The sequence below is a fragment of the Mycobacterium interjectum genome, assembly GCF_900078675.2.
Taxonomy (GTDB): domain Bacteria; phylum Actinomycetota; class Actinomycetes; order Mycobacteriales; family Mycobacteriaceae; genus Mycobacterium; species Mycobacterium interjectum.
This window is the reverse complement of record NZ_LT546237.1, coordinates 3,429,556-3,455,644: the sequence shown is the minus strand read 5'-3', so window position 1 is coordinate 3,455,644 and position 26,089 is coordinate 3,429,556. Positions and strand designations below refer to the sequence as shown.

Genomic DNA, 26,089 nt, shown 5'->3' with positions numbered 1-26,089 from the left:
AGGTCAACACCGTGGTATTGGCATTCTCTTTTTTTGCAAGTACGTTATTCATCGATGGATAACGCTGCTCAGACACCGTCGGGCATCCCGCTGCAGCCCGTGTACGGGCCGGCGGACAGGACCGCCGAACCGTCGCCGCCCGGGGAGTTCCCCTTCACCCGGGGCAACTTTGCGTCCGGCTATCGGGGCAAGCTGTGGACCTTCCGCCAGTACTCCGGTTTCGGCACCGCCGAGGAGTCCAACCGCCGCTACCGATACCTGTTGGACCAGGGCGGGACGGGGCTGTCGGTGGCGCTCGACCTGCCCACCCAGTGCGGGTATGACTCCGACGATCCGGAGTTCGGCGAGGAGGTCGGCCGGGTCGGCGTCGCGGTCGACACCCTGGCCGACTTCGAGATCCTGTTCGACGGCATCCCGCTGGACAAGCTCAGCACCAGCATGACGATCAACGGGACGGCTGCGATCCTGCTGGCCTTCTACGTCGCCGCCGCCGAGCGAAAGGGCATCCCGCGGGCCAAGCTCACCGGCACCATCCAGAACGACATCCTCAAGGAGTACGCCTCGCGCGGGACCTGGATCTGGCCCCCCGAGCCGTCGCTGCGGCTGATCGCCGACACCATCGAGTTCTGCGCGGCCGAGGTTCCGAGATTCAACGCCATCTCGGTGGCCGGGGCGCACTTCCGCGACGCGGGTGCCAACGCGGTGCAAGAGATGGCGTTCACCCTGGCCGACGGCGTCACCTATTGCGACACCGTCGTGCAACGCGGCCGGATGACCATCGACCAATTCGCGCCGCAGATCTCGTTCTTCTTCTATACCCACGGCGACTTCTTCGAGGAGGTCGCCAAATACCGTGCGGGACGGCGCCGTTGGGCGACGATCGTGCGGGAACGCTACGGCGCGACGACGGACAAGGCGTCGATGTTCCGCTTCGGCTGCGTGTGTGGCGGCGCCTCCCTGTATGCCCCGCAGGCGCAGAACAACCTGGTGCGGGTGGCCTACGAGGCGATGGCGGCGGTGCTCGGCGGCGTCCAGTCGATGTTCACCGCGGCCTGGGACGAACCGTTCGCGCTGCCCACCGAGGAATCCACCACGCTGGCGCTGCGCACCCAGCAGATCCTGGCCTACGAAACCGGTGTCGCCAGCGTCGCCGACCCGCTGGGGGGCTCCTATTTCGTCGAGGCGCTCACCGACGCCACCGAGGCCCGCATCATCGAGATCATGGACGACCTCGAACGCCACGGCGGCATGGTCAGCGCGATCGAGGACGGGTACCTGCAGGGTCTGATCGCCGACGAAGCCTTCCGGGTGCATCAGGACATCGAGGCGGGCACCCGCCCCGTCGTCGGGGTCAACCGATTCGTCTCCGAAGAGCCCGAGCCCGATGTCGTCACCTACGAGCTCGACGCCGAGGGCCGCGACCTGCAGCTGAAGCGGCTCTCCAAGGTGAAAGCCGAAAGGGATTCGGGCGCCGTGAAATCCACGCTCGCGGAACTGTCCCGGGCCGCCGAAGGAACCGACAACCTGATGCACAAGTTGGTCGACTGCGCCAACGCGTACTGCACGGTCGGTGAGATGGTTGCCGCGCTCAAAGGGGTGTGGGGCGAATTCCAGCAACCGGTGGTGTTCTAGATGGCGGTGCGGATTCTGGTGGCCAAGCCCGGCCTTGACGGACACGACCGCGGCGCCAAGATCGTGGCGCGCACCCTGCGCGATGCCGGCTTCGAGGTGATCTACACCGGTATCCGGCAGCGCATCGAGGACATCGCATCGATCGCGGTGCAGGAAGACGTGGCGGTCGTCGGGCTGAGCATCCTGTCCGGCGCGCACCTGACGCTCACCGCCCGCACCATCGAGGCGTTGCGGGCCGCCGATGCCGCCGACATCGCCGTCGTCGTCGGCGGAACCATTCCGCACGCCGACGTACCCAAGCTGTTGTCCGCCGGAGCCGCCGCCGTGTTTCCCACCGGAACACCGCTGGACGACCTGGTGCGCGAAATCCGCGCATTGACCGGCACCCCGGACCCCGAGCAGAAGGAAACACCGTGCGTGTCGGAGTGATGATCGGCGCCGAGCGTGGCGACATGGCCCGCAAGGTGAGCAAGCTGGCCTCCGATATCGAATGGGCCGAGTCCGCGGGTCTGGACACCGCGTGGATGCCGCAGGTACCCAACGACTTCGACTGCCTGACCATGGTGTCGCTGATGGCCGCGCACAGCTCGCGCATCGAACTCGGCACCGCGGTGGTGCCGCTGCAGGCCCAGCATCCGATCGCCCTTGCCCGCCAAGCGCTCTCGACGCATGCGGTGGCCGGTGGACGATTGGCGCTGGGCGTCGGCCCGTCGCACCATTGGATCATCCGCGACATGCTCGGCCTGCCGTATGAGAAGCCGGCGGCCTACACCCGTGACTACCTGCAGGTGCTCAACGCCGCCATTGCCGGGCCGGGACCGGTTGAAGTCGAAAATGATTCGTTTTCGGTGCACAATCCGTTGGCGATCGGGGCCGATACCCCGATGCCGGTGCTGGTCGCCGCGCTGGGCCCGGTGATGTTGCAGCTTGCCGGTGAACTCGCCGACGGCACCGTGTTGTGGATGGCCGACGAGCGCGCGATCGGCGACCACATCGCGCCGAAGATCACCAAAGCCGCCGCGGACGCCGGCCGCCCCGCGCCACGGATCGTCGCGGGCATCCCCGTATGCCTGTGTGCGCCGGCGCAGGTCGACGAGGCCAGACAGCGGGCCAACCGCATCCTGGGCGAGGCCGAGGTGTCACCCAACTATCAGCGCCTGCTGGAACGCGGCGACGCCCGCGATGTCGGCGATCTGTGTGCGGCCGGCGACGAGGGGGCCATCCTGGCCCGGATGCGCCGCTTCGCCGACGCCGGTGTGACCGACCTGTCGGTGCGGCTGCTGCCCATCGGCGACAACCGCGACGAGCTGGTCGCCTCCAAGCGCCGCACCCGCGAAATGATCGCCTCGCTCGCGGCGGAATTGCGTTGACTCCGAGCAACACCGGGCCGCTCGCGGGGATACGCATCCTCGAGGTCGGCACGATGCTGGCGGGTCCGTACGCCACCATGCTGCTGGCCGATCTCGGCGCCGAGGTCACCAAGATCGAGCCCGCCGGCGGCGAGATCTCGCGCAGCGTCGGCGCCGCGTACTTCGCCAGCCTCAACCGCAACAAGTCCAGCATCACGTTGGACCTGAACACCGATCTGGGACAGCATCGGTTGGGTGAACTGGTCGCCGAGTCCCACGCGCTGCTGGTGAACCTGAAGCCGTCGGCCATCCGCCGGCTGGGTCTGACCTACGAGGCGCTGCGACGGCACAACGAGCGGATCGTCTGCGTGGCCATCACCGGCTTCGGCCTGTACGGCGGCGACGATCCGGCCTTCGATTACGTGGTGCAAGCCGGCGTCGGCACCGCCGCCTTGACCGGCGACCCGGACGGCCCGCCGACGCTGCCCGGGTATTCCTCGGCCGACAACTCCACCGGAATGTGCGCGGCGCTGGGCCTGTTGGCCAAAGTCATCTCGGGCACGGGTGGGCAAGTGGAGGTGTCGCTGCGCGACGTGATGCTCTCGCAACTCAACTACCACGCGTCGGCCTACCTCAACGATGGCGTCGAGCCACAGCGTCGGCCCAACGGGGCGCATTCGTATTACGTTCCGGCGCAGCTCTTCCCGACCTCCAACGGGTACCTGGCGCTGTTCATCACGCATGATGGTTTCTGGAAATCCTTCGCCACCGAGGCGGGTATCGGCGGTTTCGACACCATGGCCGAGCGGGTTGCCCGCCGCGACGAGGTACTGGCGGTCGTCACGGCGATGCTGGCGACCGACACCGCCGCCGGCTGGGAACGGCGATTACGTCCCCTCGGCGTTCCGGCCGCGGCCGTCAGGACGCTGCCCGAGGCGCTCAAGGCGACGCCGGAAGTCGTTGTGACGGCGGGCGATTTCCGACTCGTCGGGAGCCCGATCCGTGTCTCCGGCTATGAGCCCGACTACCGGCCGCCGCCGGAGCTGCCCGAGGGCTGAATCCCCGCCGCACGTCGAGGCAAGGGCGGAGTCAGGTGCGCTTCGGCGTGTTTGCGGAAGGCCGCCACCAGACGGCTGCGGTCCCCGGCGCGGGTCGCCAGTACGACGTGGCTGGGTTCCACGCCCTCCAGCGGCACGGTCGTGATGTCCGGCCGCAAGCTGTTGCCGTGAAAGCCGGCCGTGATCGCCACCGCCTGACCGGAGGCGATCAGTTCGAACTTGTCCTCGAGCGCGTCGATGACCGGCCCGTCGGGCGCGCGGCGCCCATCGGGACGAGGGTCGACGCGCCAGAAGGCGCTCCAGGCCGGATCGGAGTGCCGCACCCGCGGCATCGGTTCATCGGCGATGTCGTCGAGCGTCACCGATTCCCGGCCCGCCAGGCGATGGTCGACCGGTATCGCCAGCACCCGCGGCTCGTCATAGAGGACGGTCACGTGCAGCTGGTCGGTGGGGAACGGCAGCCGGGTCACGACCGCATCCACCCGATGGTCGAGCAGCGCATCCCGGGCCTTATCCCAATCCAGGTGTGTCACTTGAACATTCGCTTCGGGTTGCTCGCGACGCAGTTCGCGCACCGCCGGCGTGACGATCATTCCCGTCGTATAGCCAATGGTGATGCGGCTCGGCTGGGCGGCGGCCCGGACCTGCGCCGTGGCTTGGACCGCCGAGCGCAGCAGCGCCTTGGCCCTCGGAAGGAACACCTCGCCCGCCTCGGTGAGCCCGGTGCCCTGCGGCGTGCGGTCGAACAATCGGGCGCCCAGCTGCTGCTCCAGCCGGCGGATTTGGCGGCTCAGGGACGGCTGCGCGACGCGCAGCGCCGCGGCCGCGCGGCCGAAGTGACGATGCTCGGCCACCACAACGAAGTAGCCGACCAGCCGTAGGTCGAGGTCCACGACCGGAGATACCGGGTCCGTCATGCGCCCAGTGTAGCCGCCCCGCTCGTGGTGCCGTCCGCCAATAGCGCGGTTTTAGTGCTGCGATACCGAAATCGCATCGCGCTATATGAAAGAGGTCTTGGACAGCCCCGGCGGCCCGTCATTGACTTGACGGCATCGACCTGAGGGAACAGAAGGGACTTTCACCATGCACGTCTTTGTCACCGGCGCGACCGGTCACATCGGTTCTGCCGTCGTCACCGAACTCCTCGAAGCCGGCCATCGAGTCACCGGGCTGGCCCGCTCCGACGAGCGGGCCGCGGCGCTGATCGCCCTCGGTGCCACGCCGCACATAGGCGATCTCGACGACCTCGACGGCCTGCGGGACGCCGCCGCGGCGGCCGACGGCGTCATCCACCTCGCCTTCAAACACGACTTCGACGACTTTGCGGGAGCCGCCCAGGCCGATCTGCGCGCCGTGGAGGCCCTGGGGGAGGCGCTCGTCGGCACCGACAAGCCGTTTGTGAGCACGTCGGGAACCCTCTTGCTCGCCTTCGCCGCGCCGGGGCGCCTTGCGACCGAAGACGACACCTTGCCCGCAGGACCACGGATCGACTCCGAGAACGCGGTAATCGCTCTCGCCGAGCGCGGGGTGCGTTCCTCGGTCATCCGGCTATCACCTCTGGTGCACAGCAACCTGGATCACCACGGTTTCGCCCACCACCTGATCAAGACGGCCCGCGACACCCGGGTATCGGCCTACATCGGCGACGGCTCCAACCGCTGGCCCGGTCTGCACACCCTCGATGCCGCGCACCTGTATCGGTTGGCCCTCGAAAAGGCGCCCGCCGGAACGCGTTTGCACGGGGTGGCCGACGAAGGGGTGCCGTTCCGTGACATCGCCGGGGTCATCGCCCGCCACCTGGGCGTGCCGGCGGTCAGCATTCCCGCCGAACAAGCCGGCCACTTTGGGTTCCTCGCCCTATTCGCCTCTCTGGACAACCCGACGTCCAGCGCGCTGACGCAAAAAACGCTGGACTGGAAGCCCGAACGGCCCGGCCTACTAGAAGATCTCGATGCCGGCCATTACTTCGGCGAATGAGCGGCGCCGTGGCTAGCCCGGTAATCGATGCGGCCCGTAACGCGTTGGGACCTGTTGGCGTGTGCCTACCGGTCTCATTCACCAGCAATCCGCCCGCCGATTCACTGCGCGAGGCCGCCCGCCGGCTGGAAGGCGCCGGATGCCGCGCAGTCTGGACGAACGAGGTCATTGGCAAGGACGCGCTGGTGCAACTGGCCACGCTGCTGTCCGCCACCGGGAGTATGGCTTTCGGCACGTGCATCGCCAACATCTGGGCGCGGCCGGCGCAGACCATGCACGCCGCGGCCGCCCAACTGGCCCAGGCCTACCCGGGCCGGTTCGTGCTCGGTCTGGGGGTGGGTTACCCGGAGCAGGCCGCGAGCGTCGGCCAAGAATTCGGTAGACCGTTGGCCACCATGCGCGAATACGTGAATCGGATGGACAGCCCCACCTGGCCGCCGGCGCCCGACGCGCCCTATCCGAGGATCATCGCCGCGAACGGACCGAAAATGCTTGAGCTGGCTGGTGATATCGCCGACGGGGCATTGCCGGCCATGTTGCCCGCCGCGTTCACGGCACACGCCCGGCAGACGCTGGGACCGGACAAGCTCTTGGTTGTCGGCGTGTCCATGGAGGGTGACCCGATCGACCCGACGGCCATCGCCGCTCAAGTGGGCGAGCAGCTGACCGCAGGCGCCGATCATGTCACGCTGTTGCTGCCGATCGGCAGCGAGTTCACCTCTGGTATAAGGCAACTCGAACGGTTGGCCGCCACGCTCGCCGCACTGCCCGGCTGCTAGCGACCACACTCGATGGTCGTCTCGAGCAGTCGCGGGACGGGTGCGGGATCCAGTTGCAGGGCATCGGACATGTGCAGCTGGCCGGCGTTGGCGATCATGTTGTCCAGGATGGCCTGCAGGTCGTCGCCCTCGAGTTCGTAGATGGCGACATACGGCCCGTTGCCGGCGACCGGGCGAAGCCGCCGCGCCGCGACGATACCGTCGAGCTTTAGCAGTTCCGGTATGTGTATTTCGTCGTACCAGGTGTTGTACTCGTCTTCGCGATCGGGCGAACTGGGCACACTTTCCACGAGCATGATCCCCTTGGCCATTGTCGCCGCCTCTCAGTGACTGCTACTCGTAGCGCACCGTGACCGAGGTGTCGGGCACGCCCTGGCACGTCAAAATGTAGCCCTCGGCCACTTCGTCCTCGTCGAGAGCGTCGTTGACCCGCATGGTCGCGTGGCCTTCCTCAAGCCGGGCCATGCACGTGCCGCAATTGCCGGCCTCGCAGCTGAAGGGCGGTTCGAGGCCGGCCCGCCGCGCGCTCTCCAACAGCGTCTCGCCGGGGACCCGCGGCACCGTCACCTTCCTCCGGTCGAGGTGGATCGTCACCGTGCCGACCTCGGCGCCATTCTTGGATGCGGGATCTGCCAACCGGAAAGTCTCCTCGATGATCGTGGTGACCGTCACCATGACCGCCCCCTCCCGTACTTGCATTCTTCAGTATAGAGAATACTATTCTCACAGAGCGATAGGGTCTTCTCAAGACGGTTGAACTGCTGGAAGGAATTGGGCGTGAGCGAGCCACCGGCGCTCGTGTTCGAGGAACGGCGATTCGGCCTGCCCGAGCTCGACGCGTTGGCCGCCGGCCTGGCCGCGACGCTGACCAAAAGCGGCGTCACCGCCGGTCGGCGGGTCGCGGTCATGGCGTCGAACCGGCCCGAGTTCGTCGCCGTCCTGCTGGCGATCTGGCGGCTCGGCGCCACGGCCGTCCTGATCAGCCCCGCGTGGAAGCGCGCCGAGGTCGACCACGCGCTGGGGCTCACCGAGCCGACGCACGCCGTCGGCGACCATCCGGTCCTGGCCGGCCTGATGCCCATGCTGCACCTCGACGAACCGATCCCTCCCGGGGAGCCGGTGGCCGGGTCGCTGCCGCCCCGGGCCGACGCGGTGCTGGTGTTCAGTTCCGGCACCACCGGTCTGCCGAAGGCGGTGCGGCACACCCACGCCGCCTTGGATGAGGCCGTCGGGCACTGGCGCGCGGCCCTCCAGCTGACCCGGCGGGACCGGATTCAAGTCGCCACGCCGCCGTCCCACATCCTCGGACTGCTCAACATCCTCACCGCGCTGCGAACGGGCGCCTGGATGCGGCTGCACCCGCGATTCGATGTCGACCGGATGCTGCGGCACATCGAGCAGGACCGCATCACGGTCGAGATGGCGGTCGCGCCGATCGCGCTCGCCATCGCGTCGCATCCCGATCTCGAGTCCTACGACCTGTCCTCGCTGCGCTTCATCATGTGGGGGGCGACGCCGGTTAGTCCGAGCGTCGCGGAGACCGTGACCCGCCGCACGGGGGTCGGTTGGGTCCCCGCCTACGGCACCACGGAATTGCCCGTCATCGCGTGTAATCCATTGCAGGAAGCCCGGCTTGACTCGGTCGGGCGTCCCGTGCCCGGGGTGGACGTGCGGGTGGTCTCGCTGGACACCGGCCGGCCCGTCGGCCCCGGGGAGGTGGGCGAGATCCAGGGCCGGTCGTTGTCGCTGATGGCCGGCTACCTGCCCGCCGGGGCAACCGCCGAGGCCATCTGCGACGGCTGGTATCGCACCGGGGATGTCGGCTGGCTGGACGACGACGGTTGGCTGCGGATCACCGACCGCCTCAAAGAGATGATCAAGGTGCGCGGCTTCCAGGTGGCGCCCGCCGAGATCGAGAGGGTGCTGCACGGTCATCCGGCGGTCAAGGACTGTGCGGTGTTTGGCGTTCCCGACGGGATCAACGGCGAGGCGATCGTTGCGGCGGTGGCAGCGCGCCGGCACGTCGACGCGGCCGAGCTGACCGCCCGGGTGGGCGAGAGGCTGGCTTCGTACAAGCGCCTGAGCCGCGTCGTGTTCGTGGACGATATCCCGCGTCTGCCCTCGGGCAAGGTGCTGCGCCGCGCATTGAAGGAGACCTATGGATGTACGTCTGACGTCTGAACAGCGGCAACTGCGCGACGCCGCCGCCAAGCTGGCCGACGACCTCGGGCTCGGGGCGGTGCAGGATCTCGATGACGAGGGCCGAATCGCGCGGCTGGACAAGCAGATTGAGGCCACCGGGTGGCGGTCGCTGCGTTCCGACGGCGCCTCCGGCGTCGAGGTCGCCGTCGTCGCGGAGGAATTCGGGCGGCGACTGGTCGACGCGCCGTTCCTCGGGCCGGCGCTGGCCGACGACCTGGCCCGGCACATCGGCGCGGACGGCGCGGGAGCGACCGTCGCGGTCGACGGCCGGGCAATCGACGCTCGCGGCGCCCGGCGCGCCCTGCTGCTCTCCGGCACCGGCGTTCTGGCGGCGGACCTCGAACCGACCCGCACCGATGCCGACCTGACGCGCATCGAGGCGGAGCTGGTGGGGGCCCCCGCGGCCGTCGGCGAGGTGACGCCCGAGGCCGGCGGACGATGGCGGGCTCTCGCGCTCGTCGCCACGTCGGCGGACCTGGTCGGTATCGCGCGGGGCGCGCACGCCGTCGCCTGCGATTACGCGAAGATCCGCGAACAGTACGGCAAGACGATCGGGTCGTATCAGGCCGTCGCGCACCTGCTCGCCGAAAGCCTTGCGCTGATCGAGGGTTCGGTGAGCGTGTTACGCCATGCCGCGTGGGGGGTGGACGAACTCGCACCGTCCGAAGCGATCCGGGCCGCTCAGATCGCCAAGGTCTATTGCGCCCGAGCCACCCGCACGGTGTGCGAGACCGCCGTGCAGGTGCACGGCGGTATCGGCAACACCTGGGAGTGCCTGATCCACGTCTACCTGCGCCGCGCGCTGACATCGACCGAACTCTGGCCCGTGACGCTGAAGGAGATCGACTTTGGACTTTCGTGACTCGCCGGACGAGGCCGCCTTCCGCGAGCGGCTGCGCGCCTGGCTTGCGTTGCACGCCAAGCAATATTCCGGCTCCGGCGACGAGTACTGGGAGCGCATGGCCGACTGGCATCGGGCCCTCTACGACAACGGCTTCTTCGGCCTGTCGTGGCCGCGCGACTACGGCGGCCGGGAGCTCGCGCCGGTGTACGACGTCATCGTCGACGAGGAGCTGGTCCTCGCCGGCGCCCCGCCACGTCCGAGCGTGGGCTATCTGGTGTACGGCATCGGCCGGCACGGGAGTGATGAGCTGCGCAAACGCTTCCTGCCCGGCATCATCAACGGCACCGAGCGGTGGTGCCAGGGTTTCAGCGAGCCCGGCGCCGGCTCCGATCTGGCCTCGCTGACCACAACCGCCACGCTCGAAGGCGACACCTATGTGGTGCATGGACACAAGATTTGGACGAGCTACTCCGACGTCGCGGATTGGTGTCTGTTGTTGGCGCGCACCGATCCCGCGGCCAAGCGCCACCGTGGCCTGTCGGCGTTCGTGCTCAACATGAAACAGCCTGGCGTGCAACAGCGGCCATTGCGCATGATGAACGGGGTCACCAACGAATTCGGCCAGGTATTCTTCGACGGCGCCACGGTGCCCGCGGACCGGATGGTCGGTGCGCCCGGTGAAGGCTGGGCGGTCGCCATGACCGTCGTCGGGCATGAGCGCGAACCCGCTACGCTCGGGTACGCGGCCCGATACGGCAAGCTGGTCCGAAACCTGTTCGCGCGTAACGCCGGTCCGGTGCCCGAGGAGCTCGCCTGGGCGGCGGTCGAGTCGGAGATGCTGACGCATCACGTAAGGCGCCGGCTGTCCGAGCAGCTGGACGGGGTCTCGCACGGCCCGGAAGGCTCGCTCGACAAGTTGCTGATGACCTGGGTCGAGCAATCCGTCGGGCACGCCGCGCTGGCGGTGGCGGGGACCCGCGATCCGGACCTGTTCAGCGCCTACTTGTACAGTCGCGCGCAGAGCGTGATGGGCGGGACATCGCAGATACAAAAGAACATCATTGCTTCGCGCATCCTGGGATTGGGAGTCTGAATGTACGACATGCCAGCCGAAATCGACGTCCGTGCCGACGGGGCGCTTCGGATCATCACGCTGAACCGGCCGGACGACCTGAACGCGGTCAACGACAACCTGCACGTGGGGCTTGCCAGGCTGTGGCAGCGTTTGACCGACGATGCCACGGCCCGCGCCGCGGTGATCACCGGGGCCGGCAAGGCGTTTTCGGCCGGCGGCGACTTCGCCTACCTCAAGGAGTTGTCGGCCGACGCCGACCTGCGCGCCAAGACCATCCGGGACGGGCGCGAGATCGTGCTCGGCATGGCACGCTGCCGAATTCCCGTGGTGGCGGCGGTCAATGGGCCGGCCGTCGGGCTTGGCTGCAGCCTGGTCGCGCTGAGCGACATCGTCTACATCGCCGAGGACGCCTTCCTGGCCGACCCGCACGTGCAGGTGGGGTTGGTGGCCGCCGACGGCGGACCGCTGACCTGGCCGCTGCACATCAGCCTGCTGCTGGCCAAGGAGTACGCGCTGACCGGCACGCGCATCAAAGCGCAGCGCGCCGTTGAACTCGGGCTGGCCAACCACGTGGCCGCGGACCCCGTCGCGGAGGCGATCGCCTGCGCCAAAAAGATCTTGGAGCTGCCCCAACAGGCCGTCGAGAGCACCAAGCGGGTGCTCAACATCCATTTGGAGCGCGCGGTTCTCGCCAGCCTGGACTATGCGCTTTCGGCGGAGCACCAGTCGTTCATGACCGAGGACTTTCGGACGATCGTCACCAAGCTGAACGAGGGCAAGAACTGATCAGTCGTGTAGCCGCAGGAAGTCGCGCATCACCGCATCGAACTTGTCGGGCTCCTCGATGAACGGCATGTGCGCGCTTTCCTCGAACAACTCAAACCTTGACCCGGGAATCCGTTGGTGCATTTCCCATGCGTGCTCCGGCACGCACTCGTCGAACCGGCCCGCGAGAACCATTGTCGGCAAGGCGATCTCGGGTAGCCGATCGAACACATCCCAGTCGCGGACGGTCCCGACGATATGAAAGTCGCTCGGGCCGAACATCGTCTCGAAGACGTCGGTTCCCATGTTCCTGAACGCTTCCTCGAGTTCCCTGGGCCAGGGACGCACGCGGCAGAGGTAGGTTTCGTTCCAAGTGCGGATGGCGGCCTGGTATTCGGCCGAGTACGTCGTGCCGGCCGCTTCGTGGCGGTCGATGGCCGCCTGGGTCGCCGGGTTCAACTCGGATTTCAAGCGCGCCACCATGTTCGAGAATTCGGGTATCGACGCGATGCTGTTCGAGATGGTCAGGCTGGCGGCATCGGACGCCACGTCGAGCGCGTACTGCTGCGCCAGCATTCCGCCCCAGGAATTACCGAAGACATGGAAGCGGTCCAGGCCGAGCGCCTTGACCACCGCGTCCATTTCGGCCACCGCGCGTTCCATCGTCCAAAGCTGGGCATTGGACGGCCGCCTCGACCGTCCGCACCCGAGCTGGTCCCAGAAGATGACTTCGCGCTCGTCGGCCAACCGTTCGAGCGAGCGCAAGTAGTCGTGCGGCAAGCCCGGTCCGCCATGAACCACGAGTAGGGGAAGGCCTGCACCCCCGCCCACCCGCTTGAACCAGACGCTGCCGCCCGGGACCGCCGTTGTCCCCTCCATTGCCGACTGTGCCTCCTGATTGATTGGCGAGCAGAGGCAGAATCGCACGTTTCGGCGCCATGATGTGCGATTCTGCGTCTGCTGGCGAGGCGGCCATGTTTGCAACTCGCACTCTCGAAATGCGAGAATAGGGTTCTCGCGCATGCGTGAAATTGGCTCGTTCGAACTGGAGAAGCCCGTGCCCGAAGCCGTCATCGTGTCCGCCCTTCGCACGCCCATTGGCACCGCCCGCAAGGGCACGCTGCGTGACACCAGCGCATTCGACCTCGCACACCATGTGGTCGGCGAGGCGGTCAAGGATCTGGACCCGGCGCAGGTCGACGACGTGATCCTGGGCGAAGGCCTGTACGGCGGCGGCGTTGTCGCCCGCCACGCGGCGATCACGGCGGGTCTGCCCCACGTGCGGGGTCTGGCCAACAATCGGCACTGCGCGGCCGGTCAGGCCGCGGTGCAGAGCGCCGCCGCGAGCGTGCGCGCGGGAATGGACCAGCTGGTCGTCGCCGGCGGGGTGAACTCGGCCTCGACGTCGCCGCGATCGCGCATCCAGGTGGACGGCGAGTGGGTCGACTGGTTCCCGCCGACCCACCCCGACCGCCCCGACGCCCCGAACATGGACATGTCGATCACCGTGGGCTGGAACGCCGCGGTTAAGGCGGGCGTGAGCCGCCAGGAGATGGACGCCTGGGCGCTGCGGTCGCACCGCAACGCGATCGCCGCCATCGATGAGGGCCGCTTCAAGGAGGAGATCGTTCCCATCGAGACGCCGCACGGGCTGTTCTCGGTCGACGAGCACCCGCGGCGCGACACCACCCTGGAAAAGCTCGCCGCGCTCAAGCCGCTGCACCCGGAAATCGAGGGCTTCTCCATCACCGCCGGCAACGCGTGCGGCGCCAACGACGGTGCGGCGGCGTTGATCATTGCGAGCGACGCGCTGGGCTTTCCCGCGCTGGCCACCGTGCGGTCCTGGGCGTCGGTCGGCGTGGACCCCGCCGTCACCGGCCTGGCACCGGTGGAGGCCATACCGAAAGCGCTTGCCCGCGCCGGGCTTTCGGTGTCGGACGTGGACCTGTTCGAAATCAACGAGGCCTTCGCGGCCATGTGTGTGGCCACCATCAAGCTGCTCGGCCTGGACCCCGACAAGGTCAACGTGAGTGGCAGTGGCTGTTCGCTGGGGCACCCGGTGGCGGCTACCGGGGCCAGGATGCTGGTCACCCTGTTGCACGAATTGCGCCGCCGCGGCGGCGGAATAGGCGTCGCGGCCATGTGCGCCGGCGGCGGGATGGGTTCGGCGACCGTCATTGAGGTCGCTGCGCCATAATGCGCAAATGACGATCGCCGACCTGATCGCGGGTGCGCGCAACGGATCTCCGCGCGCGGCGGGACGGTTGCTCAGCCTGGTCGAAGGCGATCGTCGCGACGAGGTGCTGGCGATTCTCGAACCGTCGGCGGTCCGCGTCATCGGCGTCACCGGACCGCCCGGCGCGGGTAAGTCGACGACGATCGGGGCCCTGGTCGGCGCCTACCGCGGGCGTGGCAACCGGGTGGCCGTGCTGGCCGTTGACCCGTCGTCGCCGTTCAGCGGCGGCGCGCTGCTGGGTGACCGAATCCGAATGACCGCCCACATCAACGACTCTGACGTCCTGATCCGCTCTGTTGCCACCCGCGGTCACGTTGGAGGTCTGGCCGCTGCGGTTCCGGCGGCCATCCGGCTGCTGGGCGCGATCGGCTACGATGTGGTGCTGCTGGAAACAGTCGGCGTGGGACAGTCGGAGATCGAGATCGCCGCCGTCGCCGACCCGACCGTCGTGATCCTCAATCCGGGGGCGGGAGACGCCGTGCAGGCCGCCAAGGCCGGCGTGCTGGAAGTCGCCGACATCGTGGCGGTCAACAAGGCCGACCGTGAGGGCGCCGAGCAGACGGTGCGGGATCTGCGCGCCGAAACCAGAGCCCCGATCGTGAGCCTCGTCGCCGCCCGAGGGGACGGCGTCGCGGATCTGGTGGCTGCCATCGACGAGCACCACCGCGCCGACAGCCGAGAGCGCCGGGTGGCGCGGGCCCGTGCGCAGATGCTTTCGCTGGCGCAAACGCTACTGCGGACGCGGCCGGGCCTTGACCGGCTCGCCGAGGCGGTGGTCGACGGCCACGACGACGCCTATACCGCCGCCGAGAAGCTGTTGTCGCCCACGCCTGAGCCTGAATGACGCCACTCCGGTCACCCGCTCCCGGTCTTGATTTACCGCGTATCACTGTGTTGCATGAAAATATGACACGTTCGGCCGATGACCTGGTTACCGAATTCTGCGCGCGGTGGGCCTCGCCCGACCCCGACGAGCTGACCGGCTATTTCACCGAAGACGCTGTCTACCACAACATCCCGATGCCGCCGTTACACGGTCGACAGGCGATAAGAGACTTCATCGCGGGGTTCGTCGCCGCATTCGACGGTATCGACTTCAACGTGCACCGGCAGATCAGCGACGGCACACTGGTGATGAACGAGCGCACCGACGTGATGCGCCGCAAGGATGGCCAAACCGTCCCCTTGCCGGTAATGGGCGTTTTCGAGGTGCGGGACGATCGGATCGCCGCGTGGCGCGACTACTTCGATATGGAAGCCATCACCAGCGCCTTCAGCTAGGCATCTGGCCAACTCGACGGCAGCCCATAAGTTTTCCGCACCCGGAAATGCGGCCCACGTTCTCACCGCTGATCGCTGATAAGTAGGCGGTAACCGGCGTCAAGCAGCTGCTGGTCAAGGAGGTGTGGATATCGTTGATGCCATCGACGGGAGCGCAGGTCGACCGCAAGGCGGCCTAGGCCCTCGGCGAGGGCGGCGTCATCCGCGTAAGCCAGCATGGACATGCCCGCGCGGACGGTGGGATCGAGGTAGGCGTCCGGGCGTCGCCAGTAGGCGGCGCCGAACCCGTCGGTGCAATCGTGTGGCACCGGCACTGTCTGTATCTGAGCGCCTCCCAACAGCTCGACGAGCTGGTCGATCGGCACCCACAACTCGTCGCTGATTCGCGCGGCGGCGGGCAAGTAATCGCGCAGCAACCAGAAGTTGCGGGTTACCGATTGGTCCCAAGTCAGGATGACAATCCGATGGCGGGTCACTCGGCGTAGTTGGTCGATCCCGGCGGCGACATCGCTCCAGTGGTGCACGGTCAAAATGGCCATCGTCGCGTCCACACACTTGTCGCGCAACGGCAAAGCCTCCGCGACGGCCTGTACACATGGCGCAGATACGGCAGGTCGCTGGGCGATCATCACCATGCTGGGCTCGATAGCGGCGACCGTCTGAGCCGGTTCGTAGGAACCGGCGCCAGCCCCCACGTCAACTACGGTGCGCATCGTGGAGAGTGCGGCGTGAATCTGGGCCGCGATTCGTGGGTCGGGCCGGCGCGTCGTGCAATAGCCAATGCCGATCCGGTCATAGGCATCCATCGATTCAGGATGACGGAGGTTGAACCGGCTCCGCCAGCGTTCTCACGATTCTCATGACCTGCCGGTGGGACGCGTCCAGTGCCACTTCCTACCAAGCCACGTTTCGTCGGCGAGGTGCAACGGTGAACGCTGTATCGCCTCGCAGCGCCCGGGCGGTGAAAGCCAGGTGCTGATTGATCAGGCGGGCCAGGCGTGTTGGGCGACTCGGCGAAAGTTCCCGGCGAGGACGGCTTCGATGTCGGGGGCGGCCCACCCGCGACCGCGCAGGTGCTGCTCGAGGCCCAGGAAGGCCTCGGGCGGCATCCACTGAATCGGTCCCCAGCGGGTGTAGCTGTCATCGAACAGGTGCGGGTTGCGGACGACCTCGTCGTGAAAATCCGCAAAATCAAACGAGAAGTCGGTGCTGACACCGACGTGGTCGATGCCGACGAGCTCGACGGCGTACTCCAGGTGGCGCGCCATCGCATCGAGGGTTGGCGTGTTGGGTCCCAGGAAGATGCCGACGCCGGTGATCCCGATGACGCCGCCGGTCGCGGCGCAGGCCCGGGCCTGGTCGTCGGTGATGTTGCGCGGGTGATCCCAGACCGCACGCATGCAGGAATGGCTGTAAATGACTGGGCCAATGGAGATTTCGCACATGTCGAGCCCGGTGCGGGCGCTGCAGTGCGATCCGTCGGGAACGACGCCCACTCGGTTCATTTCGCCGACCAGCGAACGGCCCCATGCGGTGAGGCCGCCGTCGGCGGCGTCCAGGCAACCGCCGCCCGCGCGGTTGGCGTGGTTATAGGTGGGCAGCATGGTGCGCACGCCGAGCGCGGCGAGGGTGGCCAGGTTGTCGAGATCGCCGTCGAGGGGACCGGAGTCCTCGAGGTCGAACACCACGGCGATGCGGCCGCGGCGGGTGATCGCGTCGACCTCGTCGAGGCTGCCAGCCAACTCCAGCCGCGGGTGGGCATCCACCGCCGAACGATAATGCCGCAGCAGGGCGATCGCGTCGTCGAGGGTGTGCGGCGAATACCCCGCATTGACCGACACGAGTGCCCCCGCGGGCCGCCGGTAGCGGGTCAGGGGGTCGACGTCGGTGTCCGTCTGCAGCGGCAGGCAGGTGTGCTGGTCCCACAGGAGCGACGCCATCCAATTAGTCTAGATCGACCGACTTTCCGGTGGCGGCCGCATGGCCCGCGCGGTAGCCGAAAACCATTGCCGGGCCGATCGTTCCACCGGCGCCGCCATAGGCCTGTCCGGTCACGCCGGCCATCGCGTTGCCCGCGGCGAACAGGCCCGGTATCGGCTCCCCGCTGACGTGCAGGACGCGGCCGTCGGGGTCGGTGCGCGGTCCGCCCTTGGTGCCCATGGAGCCGATGCATACGGGCACCGCGTAGAAGGGTGCGGTGTCGATCGGGCCGAGCGTCTTCCCGGCCAGGGTGGTGGCGGTGTCGTCGCCCCAGTAGCCGTCGTAGGCGCTGGAACCGCGCCCGAAGTCGGGGTCGGCGCCGGCGGCCACCTGGCGGTTCCACTGCGCAACGGTGCGGGCGAGGCCGTCGGCGTCGATGCCGGTCTTGGCGGCCAACTCGGCCAGGTCGGCCGACTCGCAGAACCATTCCGGGGCTGCCTGTCCGGGCTCGACGCCAAGAAAACCGTAGCGCTGCAGGTGAACCGAGTCGAACACCATCCAGGCGCGGTCGTTGACGTAGCCGCCGCGAGGGTCCAGGTACTGGAAGGCGCCGGCCATCGAGTTGTAATCGCATGCCTCGTTGACGAAGCGCCTGCCGGCGGAGTTGACGATGATGCTCCGCGGACGTGTCCGTTCCAGGCGGACGCTGCGGCTGCGAGGCTTGCCTTCGATGGTGTCGCCGGGAATCTGCACGATCGGCACCCACCACGCTTCGCCCATGTTGGCCAGGTCCGCGCCGTGTGCCATCGCCATGCGCAGGCCGTCACCGGTGTTGTAGGGCGGGGAGACCGCGCCGTGCATGGGACCGCGCAGAAACGCTTGCGCCAGAGCTGGATCCCATTCGAAACCGCCGGTGCCGAGGATGACGCCGCGGCGGGCCCGCACGCTCATGCTCTTGCCCGACAGTTCGACCCGTACCCCGGTGATTTCCCCGGCCTCGGCGATGAGTTCTTCGGCGCGGGCGTTCACCCGCGGTGTCACGCCGGCGTCCAGCAGGCCCTTGAGCAGGCCCGCGATCAGGGCGGTGCCGGCCACGCACAGATGGCTCGTTCGTTCGTCGATCGCCGCATGCAGCCGGGCTCGGGTCTCGGCGTCGAAGCCGACGTTGGACCAGTCGGCCGGAAACGAGGTGATCCGCGTGGCCCATTCGCCCACCTCGGTGAGGTCGAAGGGAACCGGACTCTGCGACCGGCCCCCGGTCGGGCGCCCCCCCGGCAGCTCCGGCTGGTAGTCGGGGAAGCCGGTCGCGATCTCGAAGCGCACGCCGCTGTGGGCCTCGACAAACTCGAGCATCGCCGCGCCGGTGCGCACGAAGGTCTCGACGAGGTCGTCGTCCATCGAACCGAGGGACTGCGCGCGTAGGTAGCGCAGGGCGTCCGCTGCCGTCAATTCCCCGTCGGGAGAACGGTTGTGGGCCGGGATCCAGGCGATGCCGCCCGACACTGCGGTGGTCCCACCGACGGTCGGGGCCTTCTCGAAGACCTCCACCGAGGCGCCGGCGACCGCCGCGGCCAGTGCCGCCGTGAGCGCGGCGGCGCCGCTGCCCAGCACGACGACGTCGACTTCATGGTCCCAAGACATCGACTGCGATCCCTTCAGCTCGGTGGCTAACTCAGTAGCTCGGACAACTGCTTTGCGGCCTTGACGACCGCGTCCCTGCCGCGCAGCACGACGTCTTCCCGGTGGGAGATGAGGTTGATGCAGGTGGGCGGGGACGGCGCGTGGCGGCGGACCGCCACGGCCAGGCCGTAGGTGTTCGGTTCGATCTCCCCGTGCGTCATCACCCAGCCGCGTTCGCGGGTGCGCGCGACGAGCTCTCGTTCCCCGGGACGGGGCGGCATGCTCGCGAGCAAGGCGATGCCGGCCGCGCCGCGGTCGAGCGGATACCGGCTGCCCTCGTGGAAGGAAAGTTGGTAGGCGACATGGCTGGGCACGATCACCGCGATCGCCACCTGCTGGTCGCCCTCGGCGATGAGCAGCGACACGGTGGTGCCGAGTTCGTCGGCCAGGGCGCGCAGCGTCGGCAGGCTCAGTTGCCGCACGTTGCGGTCGAACGACGCGCCGAGCACGGCGAGCCCGGCCCCGGGACGATAGCGCCCGTCTTCTCCCTTGGCCACCAACCGGAATTGGGCCAGTGTCGAAAGCAATCGGTAGGCGATGGTGCGGTGCACACCGACCTGGTCGGCGAGCTGTTGCACGGTCAACCCGCTGGGGGCGTCGGCCACCATTTGCAGCGCGGTGAGTCCCCGGGCCAGCGTCTGCGAACCCGCCCCAGAACCCGTCATGGCCTTGACAGACCTGGGCGCGAGAGCCAAGCTCTATATATATCGCACATCAGTGTGCGATATTAGCACACCGGCTCAGCCGAAATCGAGAAGCAGATTTCCACCGTTTGGAGGCCAGAGGAAGACCGTGGCGGAGTTCGAGAGCGTCTGGAGCGATCTGCAGGGCGTTGCGTTTGAGCAGGGCTACCTCGAGGCGGGGGGAGTGCGCACTCGGTATCTGCGTGCCGGCGATCCCGGCAAGCCCGTGCTGATGCTGTTGCACGGATCGGGCGGCCACGCTGAGGCCTACGTGCGCAACCTGGCGGCGCACGGCGAGCACTTCTGGACCTGGTCGATCGACATGCTCGGCCACGGCTACACCGACAAGCCCGGCCATCCGCTGGAGGTTCGCCACTACGTCGAGCACCTGATGGCCGTGCTGCGCACCATCGGCGTCGATCGCGCATGCGTGAGCGGCGAATCGCTCGGGGGCTGGGTGGCCGCCCGCGCCGCAGTCGACCATCCCGACGTCGTCGACCGGCTCGTCCTCAACACCGCCGGCGGGTCCCAGGCCGATCCGGTCGTGATGCAGCGGATCATCACGCTGTCCATGGCCGCCGCCGAGAACCCTACCTGGGAGACGGTGCAGGCTCGGATCAAATGGCTGATGGCCGACAAGTCCAAGGACTACGACGATCTGGTCGCCAGCCGCCAACGCGTGTACCGCCAGCAGGGGTTCGTCGAGGCCATGCGCGACATTATGGCGTTGCAGGATCCCGAGATTCGCGAACGCAACCTGCTGGGGCCGGACGAATACGGCGCCATCATCGCCCCGACGCTGGTGCTGTGGACGAGCGACGACCCGACCGCCGACGTGACCGAGGGTCGCCGCATCGCCTCGATGATCCCCGGTGCGCGCTTCGAGGTGATGCCCGGCTGCGGCCACTGGCCGCAGTACGAGGACGCCAAGACCTTCAATCGCCTGCATCTCGATTTCCTGCTGGGACGGTGATGGGCGTCAAGGGGCAAAGGACACCAGAAACCGACGTCGACGTCGTGGTCGTCGGCGCCGGGCCGGTGGGCCTCACCCTGGCGAACATCCTTGGCCTGCAGGGTGTCCGGACGCTCGTCGTCGACGAACGCGACAGCCTGATCGACTATCCCCGCGGGGTGGGGCTGGACGACGAGGCGTTGCGCACCTTCCAGTCGATCGGGCTGGTCGACCGGATCCTGCCGCACACCGTGCCCAACCAGATCTTGCGGTTCGTCGACGGCAAGCGCCGCGTGCTGGCCGAAATGGCCCCGCCCGATGCGCGTTTCGGCTGGCCGAAGCGCAACGGCTTCGTGCAGCCCCTCGTCGACGCCGAATTGCTGCGTGGCCTGGACAGATTCGACAACGTCGAGGTGCGGTGGAACCGCCCGATGACCTCGTGCGTACAAACCGACGACGCGGTGCGTGTCGAATGCGGCACCGATGGCGATACCGCGAGCGTGTGCGCGCGCTATGTCGTCGGATGCGACGGCGGGCGCAGCACGACCCGCCGGATGATGGGGGTGTCCTTCGACGGGACGACGTCGTCGACGCGGTGGCTGGTCGTCGACATCGCCAACGACCCGCTGGGCCACCCGAACAGCGAGGTCGGCGCCGACCCGGAACGGCCGTACGCCTCGATCTCGATCGCGCACGGAATTCGCCGGTTCGAGTTCATGATTCACGCCGACGAGACCGATGAACAGGCCGAGGATCCGGCGTTTCTGACGCGGATGCTGGCGCGGATGGTGCCGCACCCCGACCGGGTCGACGTGATCCGGCGGCGCGTCTACACCCATCACTCGCGGATCGCCGGAGCGTTCCGCAGTGGCCGGCTGCTGTTGGCGGGCGACGCGGCTCACCTGATGCCGGTATGGCAAGGGCAGGGCTACAACAGCGGGATCCGGGATGCGGCCAACCTGGGCTGGAAGCTGGCGGCGGTGGTGACCGGGCGCGCCGACGACCGGTTGTTGGACACCTACGACATCGAGCGCCGCAAGCACGCGCGGGCGATGATCGACCTTTCCACGATGGTGGGCCGGGTGATTTCGCCGACCGACCGCAGGATCGCCACCGCCCGGGACCTCCTCGTGCGGTCGGCGTCAATTGTGCCCTCCCTCAAGCGTTATGTGCTGGAGATGCGGTTCAAGCCGATGCCCCGCTACGAGCAGGGCGCAGTCGTGCACTCCTCTCCGCGCCGCGCCGAATCTCCGGTGGGCACGCTCTTCGTCCAGCCCCGGGTGGATACCCGCACCGAGCAGGACGTGCTGTTGGACGACGTGCTGGGCGATTGGTTCGCCGTGCTGTGCTGGAACAACAACCCGCGCAAGATCCTCGGCGACGCGGCGTTCGCGACGTGGAAAGCCGCGGGCGCGCGCTTCGTTGCGCTGCGGCCCGTGACCCAGCTGCACTGGACGGGCCACGACGATCCCGATGTCGTGGTGGTCGGTGATCGCGGTGGCGCGGTCAAATCCTGGTTCGACGCCCATCAGGAATCGGTGCTGTTCCTGCGCCCCGATCGGTGCATCGCCGGCGCCTGCATCGCTCAGCTCGCCCCCGAGCTGAGCGCCTCGCTGCTGGACACCCTGACCCTCACGCCGGGAGGGGGTGATCTCCACAGTGACACTGGCTCTGTGCTGTATGTCGCACAGCCCGCTCCTGAATCTTCCGGGGCCGTCGCGGGACCTGCTTGACGACATCGAAGGCGCAATCGCGCAGGCGCGCGAATTCGTCGAAGATTACGATCCCGAACTCGTCGTCATCTTCTCCCCGGACCATTACAACGGGTTCTTCTACAAGGTAATGCCGCCGTTCTGTATCGGGATGCGCGCCAATGGAGTTGGCGATTACGGCACCCACGCCGGCCCACTTGACATTCCCGAGGACCTGGCGGCCGATTGTGCGAAGGCCATCCTCGACGCCGGCGTCGACATCGCGGTTTCGGCCGGGATGGACGTCGACCACGGCACCGTGCAGCCGCTGGAGAAGCTGTTCGGCGATGCGACCGTGCGCCCGGTGATCCCGATCTTCGTCAACGCCATCGCGGTGCCACTGGGGCCGTTGCAGCGCTGCCGCGCGCTGGGTGGCGCCGTCGGCGCCTACCTGGCCACGCTGGACAAGCGGGTCTTGGTGCTGGGCTCCGGTGGGCTTTCCCACAGCCCGCCGGTGCCGACACTCGCGACCGCGCCCCCGGCGGTGCTCGAGCGGATCGTGGACGGCCGGCCGATGACCTCCGAACAGCGGCAAGCCCGGCAGGCAGCCGTGATCGAGGCGGCCAAAACCTTCGCCGGAGGCCAAAGTGACCTGCAGCCACTGAACCCGGCGTGGGACCACCGCTTGCTCGAAATCATCGACGATGGAAACCTCGCCGATCTCGACCAGTGGTCGAACTCGTTCGTCACCTACGAGGGCGGCTCCTCGGCACACGAAATCAGAACTTGGGTGGCGGCTTTCGCGGCGCTTCAGACGGCCGGGCCCTACCAGACCATCGTCCGCTACTACAAACCGGCCGCCGAACTGATCGCCGGCTTCGCCATCCGAACAGCGGTGCCGAAATGAACGCTGTCCCTTCGACCGCGAACGGATTCGATCAGGTGGTCGACGTGCTCATCGTCGGATCCGGCGGTGGGGGCATGGCGGCCGCGTTGACAGCCCAGGCCGCCGGGCTGGACGCGTTGGTGGTGGAGAAATCGCCGTATTTCGGTGGCTCCACTGCCCTTTCGGGAGGCGGCATCTGGGTGCCCGGCGCGCCCGCGCAGCGCAGGGAGGGCTATAACCCGTCACCCGAAGAGGTCGTCAAGTATCTGCTGCAGATCACCGACGGACTGGTCAGCGAGGCGCGGATACGGCAGTACGTCCAGTCCGCGCCACAAATGCTGGAATTCCTCGAAAACCTCTCGGGGTGGTTCGAGTTCGTCTGGAAGCCCGGCTACGCCGACTACTACCCGGAGCTGCCCGGCGGCTCGGAGTTGGGCAGCACCATCAACGTGCCGCCCATCGACCTGCGGAAGCTGGGCGTCGACGAGCAGAAGCTGCTCCAGCCCCTGGCGCTCGCGCCGAAGGGAATCTGGTTGGGGCCCAAGGAATTGCGGACGTTCTACCGGATCAGGCAGTCGTGGGCCGGCAAAGGCGTCCTGCTGAAGCTGATCGCGCGGATGGTCCGGGCCAGGGTCTTCGGCGAACGGATGGCGGCGATCGGACAGTCGCTGGCGGCCCGGCTCCGGCTGGCCATGAGAGAACGCGGCATCCCGCTGTGGCTCGAGACGCCGATGGCGGAGTTGCTCACCGACGCCGACGGATCGGTGACGGGCGCGGTGGTAATCAGGGAGGGCAGGACGCGCAGCGTCGGGGCGCGCCAAGGGGTCATCCTGGCGTCGGGAGGTTTCGACCACGACCTCGCCTGGCGCAAAGAGCAGCTGCCGGTGCTCGACCAGGACTGGAGTTTCGGCAACCCCGCCGCGATGGGCGACGGCATCCGAGCTGGCCAAAAGATCGGCGCCGCAACGGAGTTACTCGACGAGGCGTGGTGGTTCCCGGCTATCCAGTGGCCCGATGGCCGCATGCAGTTCATGCTCAACGAACGGATGATGCCGGCGCAGTTCATCGTCAACGGCGAGGGCAAGCGCTTCATCAACGAGGCGGCGCCCTACATGGACTTCGGTCACGCCATGATCGATGGCCAGAAATCCGGGGTCACCCACATCCCCTGCTGGCTCATCACCGATCACAGGTCGTGGAATCGCTACGTGGTCGGCGGCCACCTACCGATACCGAAGATCCCGGGGGCGCCGGTTCCGACCGGGCGCAAGGTCCCGCGGGCGTGGCTGGAGTCGGGCGTGGTCAAGGCGGCGACGAGCTGGGACGAGATGGCGGCCAAGATCGGCGTTCCGGCGCGGCAGCTTGCCGAGACCGCCGGCCGTTTCAACGAACTCGCGCACAAGGGTCACGACGACGATTTCCACCGCGGGGACAGCGTGTACGACAACTACTACGGTGACCCCACCTTGCCGAACCCCAACCTGTACCCATTGGGCGGTCCGCCGTATTACGCGTTCCGCATCGTCCTCGGTGATCTCGGCACCTCGGGTGGCCTGCGCACCGACGAGTACGCCCGAGTGCTGCGTGACGACGACACGGTGGTGCTGGGACTGTACGCGGTGGGTAACACCGCGGCGCCGGTCATGGGTCGCAGCTACGCCGGCGCGGGGGCGACCATCGGCCCGGCCATGACCTTCGGCTTCGTCGCAGCGAAACACGTTGCAGCCCATGCCGCAAAGCAGACCCTGTAGTTCTCATAGGAGGTAGCAAATGAAGATCTCACTGTTCTACGAATTCGCCCTGCCGCGACCCTGGGCACCCGACGACGAGCGGGTCCTGCTGCAGGATTGCCTCGACGAGGTCGAGGCGGCCGACAAGGCCGGGTTCTCCACGGTCTGGCTCACCGAGCATCACTTCCTCGAGGAGTACTGCCACTCCACCGCGCCGGAGATCTTCCTGGCCGCGGCCAGCCAGCGGACTAAGAACATCCGGCTGGGGTTCGGCATCATGCACCTGCTGCCCGCGGTCAATCACCCCGCCCGAGTGGCCGAACGCATCGCCACCATCGATCTGCTGTCGAACGGGCGGGTCGAATTCGGCACCGGGGAAGGCTCCTCCGTCGGCGAATTGGGCGGATTCGACGTCGATCCCGCCGACAAGCGCGCGCAGTGGGAGGAGTCCCTCGAGGTGGCGATCCGCTGCATGATCGAGGAGCCGTTCACCGGTTTCAAAGGCGAGCAAATCCAGATGCCGCCCCGCAACGTCATCCCCAAGCCGATGCAAAAACCCCATCCACCGGTCTGGGTCGCGTGCACGCGGCCGGCGAGCGTACAGATGGCGGCCCAAAAGTGCATCGGCGCGCTCAGTTTCGCCTACACGGGTCCGGGGCCGCTCACCGAGCGGGTCAACGGCTACTACAAGGAGTTCGAGGAGAGCGGTGTGCCCGTCACGCCGCGGATCAACCCGAACATCCTGGCCATCGGCGGCGACCTGTCGATGATGGTCGCCAAGACCGACGAGCAGGCGCTCGAGCGTCTCGGGCAGGGCGGCGGGTTCTTCTCCTTCGGGATCATGCACTACTACCTGACCGGGATGCATAGCCCGGGCCGGACCGGCGTGTGGAAGCGCTACCTCGAGGAGGTCGAGAAGGACCCTACGCTGGCCTACGGTCCGGGCCGTGGCGCCATCGGATCACCGGCCACGGTGCGCGAATTCCTGCGGGGCTACGAGGAAAGCGGCGTCGACGAGATCATCCTGCTCCTCAATCCGCGTAGCCACGAGGGCACGATGGAATCCATCGAGCTGATGGGCAAAGAGGTGCTGCCGGAGTTCATCGAGCGCGACGCGAAGGCGGTCGCCGACAAGGCCAAGCGGCTGGCGCCGGTCATCGAGAAGGTCGAGGCGCGCCGGCCGGTCTCGACCGCCCCGCAATTCGATGAGACCTACGCGTTCGGTGGACTGCCCACCGGCCGCGACAAGTTCACCGCCAGCGAGATCCCCGAGGCGATGGCGGAGATCAACGAGGGACGGGTCCAGGCGGCGCAGCGCCTCAAGGAACAAAAAGAGCAGGGCAACTGAG

The 26,089-nt window shown here is 67.7% G+C and carries 25 protein-coding genes and 1 pseudogene; 18 read left to right on the top strand and 8 right to left on the bottom strand.

Going from position 1 to position 26,089, the window contains the following annotated elements; translation table 11 throughout:
* Positions 1-54 precede the first annotated feature (54 nt).
* From BN4348_RS51010 to BN4348_RS50995, 4 genes are read left to right on the top strand one after another with little or no spacing between them, the layout of a single operon-like run.
* Complete coding sequence (locus BN4348_RS51010) at positions 55-1,632, top strand: methylmalonyl-CoA mutase family protein (RefSeq protein ID WP_066915874.1); 1,578 nt, start codon at positions 55-57, stop codon at positions 1,630-1,632.
* Positions 1,633-2,061 (top strand): cobalamin-dependent protein, encoded by a 429-nt coding sequence (locus BN4348_RS51005; RefSeq protein ID WP_066915872.1) that lies wholly within the window; start codon positions 1,633-1,635, stop codon positions 2,059-2,061.
* Positions 2,046-3,002: an LLM class F420-dependent oxidoreductase gene (locus BN4348_RS51000; protein ID WP_066915870.1), complete on the top strand. Its 957-nt coding sequence runs from the start codon at positions 2,046-2,048 to the stop codon at positions 3,000-3,002. Before BN4348_RS51005 ends, BN4348_RS51000 begins: the two co-directional genes overlap by 16 nt.
* Entirely contained in the window at positions 2,999-4,039 is a 1,041-nt protein-coding gene (locus tag BN4348_RS50995) for a CaiB/BaiF CoA transferase family protein (RefSeq protein ID WP_066915868.1), read from the top strand. Before BN4348_RS51000 ends, BN4348_RS50995 begins: the two co-directional genes overlap by 4 nt.
* Here BN4348_RS50995 and BN4348_RS50990 read toward each other — a convergent pair.
* The gene (locus tag BN4348_RS50990; RefSeq protein ID WP_066915866.1) at positions 4,006-4,956 is read right to left on the bottom strand and encodes a LysR family transcriptional regulator; all 951 of its coding nucleotides are present in this window, start codon (positions 4,954-4,956) and stop codon (positions 4,006-4,008) included. The two genes, BN4348_RS50995 and BN4348_RS50990, sit on opposite strands and share 34 nt — an antisense overlap.
* Before the next feature lie 166 nt (positions 4,957-5,122).
* Between BN4348_RS50990 and BN4348_RS50985 the strand changes: the two genes are divergently transcribed.
* Positions 5,123-6,016: an SDR family oxidoreductase gene (locus BN4348_RS50985; RefSeq protein WP_066915864.1), complete on the top strand. Its 894-nt coding sequence runs from the start codon at positions 5,123-5,125 to the stop codon at positions 6,014-6,016.
* A complete protein-coding gene (locus BN4348_RS50980) occupies positions 6,013-6,795 on the top strand; it encodes an LLM class flavin-dependent oxidoreductase (RefSeq protein WP_066915862.1) in 783 nt (260 codons plus the stop codon). Before BN4348_RS50985 ends, BN4348_RS50980 begins: the two co-directional genes overlap by 4 nt.
* On the opposite strand, the gene BN4348_RS50975 is transcribed toward BN4348_RS50980, so the two are convergent.
* Together BN4348_RS50975 and BN4348_RS50970 are read right to left on the bottom strand one after the other, a co-directional pair.
* A complete protein-coding gene (locus BN4348_RS50975) occupies positions 6,792-7,106 on the bottom strand; it encodes a DUF4286 family protein (protein WP_066915860.1) in 315 nt (104 codons plus the stop codon). The two genes, BN4348_RS50980 and BN4348_RS50975, sit on opposite strands and share 4 nt — an antisense overlap.
* 22 nt (positions 7,107-7,128) lie before the next feature.
* Positions 7,129-7,467, bottom strand: a complete 339-nt coding sequence (locus BN4348_RS50970; RefSeq protein WP_066916082.1) for a 2Fe-2S iron-sulfur cluster-binding protein — start codon at positions 7,465-7,467, stop codon at positions 7,129-7,131.
* Between the two features lie 105 nt (positions 7,468-7,572).
* Here BN4348_RS50970 and BN4348_RS50965 point away from each other — a divergent pair, with 105 nt between their 5' ends.
* The 4 genes from BN4348_RS50965 to BN4348_RS50950 are packed head-to-tail and all read left to right on the top strand — an operon-like array spanning position 7,573 to position 11,702.
* Positions 7,573-8,976, top strand: a complete 1,404-nt coding sequence (locus BN4348_RS50965; RefSeq protein ID WP_066915858.1) for a class I adenylate-forming enzyme family protein — start codon at positions 7,573-7,575, stop codon at positions 8,974-8,976.
* Positions 8,954-9,859 (top strand): acyl-CoA dehydrogenase family protein, encoded by a 906-nt coding sequence (locus tag BN4348_RS50960; protein WP_066915856.1) that lies wholly within the window; start codon positions 8,954-8,956, stop codon positions 9,857-9,859. Before BN4348_RS50965 ends, BN4348_RS50960 begins: the two co-directional genes overlap by 23 nt.
* The gene (locus BN4348_RS50955) at positions 9,846-10,934 is read left to right on the top strand and encodes an acyl-CoA dehydrogenase family protein (RefSeq protein ID WP_066915854.1); all 1,089 of its coding nucleotides are present in this window, start codon (positions 9,846-9,848) and stop codon (positions 10,932-10,934) included. The genes BN4348_RS50960 and BN4348_RS50955 overlap by 14 nt, the downstream gene beginning before the upstream one ends.
* The gene (locus BN4348_RS50950) at positions 10,935-11,702 is read left to right on the top strand and encodes an enoyl-CoA hydratase/isomerase family protein (RefSeq protein ID WP_066915852.1); all 768 of its coding nucleotides are present in this window, start codon (positions 10,935-10,937) and stop codon (positions 11,700-11,702) included. It begins immediately after the preceding gene.
* Here BN4348_RS50950 and BN4348_RS50945 read toward each other — a convergent pair whose 3' ends face one another.
* A complete protein-coding gene (locus BN4348_RS50945; protein WP_066915850.1) occupies positions 11,703-12,560 on the bottom strand; it encodes a proline iminopeptidase-family hydrolase in 858 nt (285 codons plus the stop codon). It abuts the gene before it with no gap.
* 178 nt (positions 12,561-12,738) lie between these two features.
* Between BN4348_RS50945 and BN4348_RS50940 the strand changes: the two genes are divergently transcribed.
* The 3 genes from BN4348_RS50940 to BN4348_RS50930 all read left to right on the top strand — a co-directional run bounded on the left by BN4348_RS50940 (position 12,739) and on the right by BN4348_RS50930 (position 15,198).
* On the top strand, positions 12,739-13,878 hold the full coding sequence (locus BN4348_RS50940; protein ID WP_066916080.1) for a thiolase family protein: 1,140 nt from the start codon (positions 12,739-12,741) through the stop codon (positions 13,876-13,878).
* Between the two features lie 7 nt (positions 13,879-13,885).
* On the top strand, positions 13,886-14,761 hold the full coding sequence (locus BN4348_RS50935) for an ArgK/MeaB family GTPase (protein ID WP_066915848.1): 876 nt from the start codon (positions 13,886-13,888) through the stop codon (positions 14,759-14,761).
* A 62-nt stretch (positions 14,762-14,823) separates the two neighbouring features.
* Complete coding sequence (locus tag BN4348_RS50930; RefSeq protein WP_066915846.1) at positions 14,824-15,198, top strand: nuclear transport factor 2 family protein; 375 nt, start codon at positions 14,824-14,826, stop codon at positions 15,196-15,198.
* Between the two features lie 62 nt (positions 15,199-15,260).
* Here BN4348_RS50930 and BN4348_RS50925 read toward each other — a convergent pair whose 3' ends face one another.
* The 4 genes from BN4348_RS50925 to BN4348_RS50910 form a co-directional block, all read right to left on the bottom strand.
* On the bottom strand, positions 15,261-16,004 hold the full coding sequence (locus BN4348_RS50925) for a class I SAM-dependent methyltransferase (RefSeq protein WP_066915844.1): 744 nt from the start codon (positions 16,002-16,004) through the stop codon (positions 15,261-15,263).
* Positions 16,005-16,181: 177 nt separating this feature from the next.
* Entirely contained in the window at positions 16,182-17,138 is a 957-nt protein-coding gene (locus BN4348_RS50920) for a dipeptidase (protein WP_066915842.1), read from the bottom strand.
* A 4-nt stretch (positions 17,139-17,142) separates the two neighbouring features.
* On the bottom strand, positions 17,143-18,759 hold the full coding sequence (locus BN4348_RS50915; RefSeq protein ID WP_066915840.1) for an FAD-dependent oxidoreductase: 1,617 nt from the start codon (positions 18,757-18,759) through the stop codon (positions 17,143-17,145).
* 26 nt (positions 18,760-18,785) lie between these two features.
* Complete coding sequence (locus BN4348_RS50910; RefSeq protein ID WP_066915838.1) at positions 18,786-19,463, bottom strand: IclR family transcriptional regulator; 678 nt, start codon at positions 19,461-19,463, stop codon at positions 18,786-18,788.
* 127 nt (positions 19,464-19,590) lie between these two features.
* Between BN4348_RS50910 and BN4348_RS50905 the strand changes: the two genes are divergently transcribed.
* The 5 genes and pseudogenes from BN4348_RS50905 (at position 19,591) to BN4348_RS50885 (ending at position 26,088) form a co-directional block, all read left to right on the top strand.
* Entirely contained in the window at positions 19,591-20,454 is an 864-nt protein-coding gene (locus BN4348_RS50905; protein ID WP_066915836.1) for an alpha/beta fold hydrolase, read from the top strand.
* A complete protein-coding gene (locus BN4348_RS50900; RefSeq protein ID WP_066915834.1) occupies positions 20,454-22,166 on the top strand; it encodes a bifunctional 3-(3-hydroxy-phenyl)propionate/3-hydroxycinnamic acid hydroxylase in 1,713 nt (570 codons plus the stop codon). The genes BN4348_RS50905 and BN4348_RS50900 overlap by 1 nt, the downstream gene beginning before the upstream one ends.
* Complete coding sequence (locus tag BN4348_RS50895; protein ID WP_066915832.1) at positions 22,114-23,031, top strand: 3-carboxyethylcatechol 2,3-dioxygenase; 918 nt, start codon at positions 22,114-22,116, stop codon at positions 23,029-23,031. The genes BN4348_RS50900 and BN4348_RS50895 overlap by 53 nt, the downstream gene beginning before the upstream one ends.
* Positions 23,028-24,777: pseudogene (locus tag BN4348_RS50890) on the top strand (FAD-binding protein). The gene BN4348_RS50895 and the pseudogene BN4348_RS50890 overlap by 4 nt, the downstream one beginning before the upstream one ends.
* A 3-nt stretch (positions 24,778-24,780) precedes the next feature.
* On the top strand, positions 24,781-26,088 hold the full coding sequence (locus BN4348_RS50885; RefSeq protein WP_066915828.1) for an LLM class flavin-dependent oxidoreductase: 1,308 nt from the start codon (positions 24,781-24,783) through the stop codon (positions 26,086-26,088).
* The last annotated feature ends 1 nt before the right edge of the window (position 26,089 follow it).